Raw genomic sequence first — 3,601 nt, 5'->3', positions numbered from 1 at the left:
ATTTTACAATCCAATTCTTTTAAAACCTTGAGGATTTTGTCGTAATTTGCTTGAAAGTTGTGCATATAAATTATAGTGTGGTTACTACAATTTACTGCATTTTAGCAGTTTGCACAACTTTTTCTAAATGCACAACGGGTTCTATACGTATGCGTTTACGTTAGGCAACGTAAAAACTTCTATTTTTTACGTAAACAGCTCTATTTTTTACCTAAAACGTATTAAAAAAGAGAATCATCAAGTAGAATTTAACTCTTCTGTGAGGAGAAATTAATCTTCTATAGCTTGATAAATTAAAGCTCTAAGTTTATCGTGGTCGTCCAAACCGTTAGCAGGAATTAATTGTGTAAAATAAACTACTAATAGGTCTTCAGCAGGATCCACCCAATACGTAGAATGGTATGCGCCTCCCCAACCGTACTCTCCTACCGAGCCTAAGGTTCCTCTTTTTCCTAAATCTTCTAAAACAGTAAACCCTAAACCAAATCCTACGGCTCCTGTAGTGGTAAATTTAGCTTCTGATAAATTATTGGTGGTCATTAATTCCACCGATTTTCTAGATAATATACGTTGACCATCTAGCGTTCCTTTATTTAGCATCATCTGTAGAAATCGGGCATAATCGTTTGCAGTACTTACAAGTCCAGCGCCACCAGAAAAACTCGTTTTTGGTCCGCTAACATAATTACCTTGAGAAACCATAGTACCTTCTACAGGAGCTTTTTCAATTCCATCTTCCGTAGCCGAATATACAGTTGCTACGCGCTTACTTTTATCCGCTGGTACATAGAAATAGGTGTCGCCCATCTGTAGCGGGTTAAGAATTTTGGTATGTAAAAAATTATCCAAATTACTTCCAGAAACAATTTCGATTATAGCTCCTAAAATATCTGTATTGTAACCATATACAAATTTTTCTCCAGGTTGTGCTTCAAAAGGTAAACTTGCCATTTTCTTTACGGTTTCTTGGATAGGTTCTTTTCTATCAGCAAAATACCAACCCTGAATTCCTGCTTTCTCCCATTCCTTGGCTGCTACACCTCCACCATAACCAACTCCAGAGGTATGCGTAAGTAAATCGTGAATTGTAATTGGGCGTTTAGCAGCTACTACATCATAACTTCCATCTTCTTTTGCTACCGCTACCGTTGTTTCTTTAAATTCTGGAATATATTTTCCTACAGGATCCGATATTAATAATTTTCCTTCTTCTTGCAACATCATAATTCCTACACTTACTATAGCTTTTGTTTGAGAGGCTATTCTGAACATAGAATTTTTCTGCATCGGGATATTTTGTGTTACATCTTGATACCCATCTGCTTCAAAATAAGCTACTTTACCATGCCTTGCTACTAAAATTACCGATCCTGCTAATTCTTTGTCTTTTGAATATTGCTGAAATGTTTTTGTAAGGTATGTAAGTCTTTCAGTAGAAAAACCTACTTCTTCAGGTTTTACCTGTTTTAAACTTTGTGCTGTGAGTACGTTACTAAAGCTTGTAAATACTACTAAAAAGAATATAAATTGAAGGATCTGTTTTTGGGTCATGATATGTTGATTTTTTAAATATTGAATAAAAGTATAAAATAATTTTATTTCAAGAACATTACTTATGTTTATTGGACATAGAATAGTAGTACATTCTTTATAGTTTCTATAAATTTCAGTCACAAATTCACTAATGTATTTCCCTGTTAATAATGATAATAGTAATAAAAATTAATTAGTGTATTCGTGGCAAAAAAAAACTTCTTAATACTTAGTACTATATACTTAATACTATTTTTGTGGTTATGGATACTAAATCTAAAAACATACAACTCCAATACCAAGGCTATTTAAATACGCCTTTGTTATGGGAACAGACTAAATTATATGGTTTGAAACAGCTGTATTTACCAATGGTAGCTACAGCTGTTTTTAATAGAGTAACAGCTAGTAATTTGCGTTTGGGAAAGTTGGTAGAACAATTTGTTAGTACGCAGTTATCTCAATATGAATTTATTAATGTTCTCTTAGAGAATTTTCAAGTTCAAAATGGAAAGCAAACCATAGGAGAGTTTGATTGTATTCTAGAATATGATGAAAAGCCTATTCATTTAGAAATTATATATAAGTTTTATTTATATGATGAAAATGTAGGAACCTCAGAAATAGAACATTGGATTGGTCCAAATAGAAACGACACCCTTTTAAAGAAACTTACCAAACTAAAAGAAAAGCAACTTCCCCTACTCTATAATATACATGCAAAAACAGCTTTAGAAGCTTTAAATTTAAAAGCAGAAACTATAGAGCAACGAGTCCTTTTTAAAGCTCAATTATTTATTCCGTATACTAAGAGGCAAGTTGAGTTTAAAACGTTAAATGAAGCTTGCTTAAGCGGTTTTTATATCAATCATACAGAAATCGATCGGTTTAAAGATTGTAAATTTTATATCCCTTCAAAGAAAAATTGGCTCGTAGAAGTTCATTCTAATGTAGCTTGGCAAACATACTCTCAATTTTCTATAATTATAAGAGAGTTAATAGCTCAAAAAATGGCTCCTTTATGTTGGATTAAATTCCCCAACGGAACCCTCCAAAAGTTTTTTATAGTATGGTGGAGTTACAAGGAAAAAACTGACAACTGAATACTTTCCTTTATATTGAAAAATTGAAAAATTGAAGGATTGAAGGATTGAAGAAGTCGGAAGTCTGAAGATAGAATGCAGTGTTCAATGTTCAGTAGGCATACATTTTCAATCAAGAGTCAGGAATGTAAAAAAGTTAATGAGTTAAAGGAAACAAGAATAAAAATAAGGAAGAATGATTTTTCTGAAAATAAAAAAAACTGCTTACAGCAAATAGCTTATAGCATAAAGCCTCCTGACTTCGGACTTCTGCCTTCAAACCTTTTTTATCTTCAAATCATCTAATTAACTCATTCACAAATTTAAAACTTTACCCCTCTGAACCTTTGCCTCTTTGTCACTTTGAGTTAAAAAGAAAAAACTGCTTACAGCGTATAGCTTATAGCATAAAGCCTTCCGACTTCGGTCTTCAGTCTTCTGACTTATTTCTTATTCCTACATTTTCAAATCTTCAAATTAGTATAAAGAATATAGAATAAAGAGAAGAGAGTATAGATTTTTCTTGACTCTTGATTCCTGACTCTTGATTGAAAAAGAAAGAAGTTGGAAGTCCGAAGCCCGAAGTAAAAAGTTACGCTGTTATGCAGTTACGATGTTACAAAGAAAAAACTGCTTATTGAACATTGAACACTGCTTACAGCAAATAGCATATAGCCTCCCGACTTCGGTCTTCATTTCATTTCCACATTTTCAAATCTTCAAATTAACACATTTACAACTTTGCCCCTTTGAGTTAAAAAAGTTAATAAGTTATTGAGTTATATTGTTGTGATGTTTCAAAAAAATTTTTCTTTGCCTACTGCCTACTGCCTACTGCCTACTGCTGTACTTCCCTGATATAGGTTGACCACTTAAAGTCAATTTATATGAAAGCAACTATAAAATTAATTAAGAAATCCCGTAAGTTTTCTGAAGCGTATAAAAAATCTATTGTTGCAGATTTTGAAAGTGGTAAATTTAGCGTG

General features: G+C 32.5%; 2 protein-coding genes. One reads left to right on the top strand and one right to left on the bottom strand.

The window, feature by feature from the left end; genetic code table 11:
* Nucleotides 1-270 precede the first annotated feature (270 nt).
* The gene (locus AC13CQ_RS00010) at nt 271-1,551 is read right to left on the bottom strand and encodes a serine hydrolase domain-containing protein (protein ID WP_008614931.1); all 1,281 of its coding nucleotides are present in this window, start codon (nt 1,549-1,551) and stop codon (nt 271-273) included.
* 245 nt (nt 1,552-1,796) lie between these two features.
* Here AC13CQ_RS00010 and AC13CQ_RS00005 point away from each other — a divergent pair, with 245 nt between their 5' ends.
* A complete protein-coding gene (locus tag AC13CQ_RS00005) occupies nt 1,797-2,636 on the top strand; it encodes a DUF1853 family protein (protein WP_008614933.1) in 840 nt (279 codons plus the stop codon).
* Nucleotides 2,637-3,601: the final 965 nt, after the last annotated feature.

Source organism: Galbibacter sp. L-19 (assembly GCF_056857615.1).
The sequence above is the reverse complement of the archived record's forward strand: the minus strand, read 5'-3'. Positions and strand labels throughout refer to the sequence as shown.